Raw genomic sequence first — 1080 nt, 5'->3', positions numbered from 1 at the left:
CGCTAAAACTAATAAATCAAAATAAAAAAGGTTTAATGGCAACCGCAATTAGAATTTGTGCCACAACCTTTATTGGTTTTGGTTTTTTTTGGCATAAATTTTTTAACCAAAAATACAAAAGCTATTGCTACGGTTGAAAAAACAAGTATGTTTTGTATTAAGGTGTTCATGCTACTTTGGTCGGTATAAATAGGTTAAATTACAAACATTTTATTTTAAAAACTGAAATGCTATTAAAGCTGTTATGTATGCAAAACTGCTCATTACAACTAATTGTAGTATGGGCCATTTCCAGCTGTTTGTTTCACGTTTTACTATGGCTAAAGTACTCATACACTGCATAGCAAAGGCATAAAATAGTAACAGTGAAATACCTGATGCTAAGGTGAATACTTTGGTGCCATTGCTATGTACTTCGGCAGCCATTTTGCTTTTAATGGTATCTTCATCTTCATTATCACTAGCGCTTCCAACACTGTAAATGGTTGCTAGAGTGCCTACAAAAACTTCGCGTGCAGCAAATGATGTTACAAGGCCAATACCAATTTTCCAGTCGTAACCTAAAGGTCTAATAGCTGGTTCAATAGCTCTACCAATAATACCAATATAGCTGTATTGTAGCTTGTGGGCTGCTATTTTATCATCTAACTCAGGTTCAGAAATTGATGGGTTTTCAGTTTTTATAATACTTTCAGCATTATTAAAATTATCTCCAGGGCCGTTTGAGGCTAATACCCAAAGAATAATAGAAATGGCTAAAATTATTTTACCGGCTTCTAAAACAAAAGTTTTTGTTTTTTCTACAACTGTAAATACAACGTTTTTAAATAGCGGTATTTTATAACTTGGCATTTCAATTACAAAGTAGGTTTTACTTTTTATTTTTAAAACTTTGTTTAAAATGTAAGCCGATATTATGGCGGTTAAAAAGCCTATAATATATAAGCCCATTAGGGTGAGCGCTTTATAGCTCATGCCTAAAAATGTACCTTGCGGAATTACTAAAGCAATTATTATAACATACACGGGTAAACGTGCTGAACAGGTGGTGAAAGGTGTTACTAAAATGGTAATAAGGCG

The 1080-nt window shown here is 33.1% G+C and carries 1 protein-coding gene; it reads right to left on the bottom strand.

Going from position 1 to position 1080, the window contains the following annotated elements; translation table 11 throughout:
* Positions 1 to 210 precede the first annotated feature (210 nt).
* A partial coding sequence (locus FUA24_RS24580; protein WP_148546075.1) for a nucleoside recognition domain-containing protein occupies positions 211 to 1080 on the bottom strand: 870 nt, incomplete at its 5' end.

It is taken from the genome of Seonamhaeicola marinus (assembly GCF_008085455.1).
The sequence above is the reverse complement of the archived record's forward strand: the minus strand, read 5'-3'. Positions and strand labels throughout refer to the sequence as shown.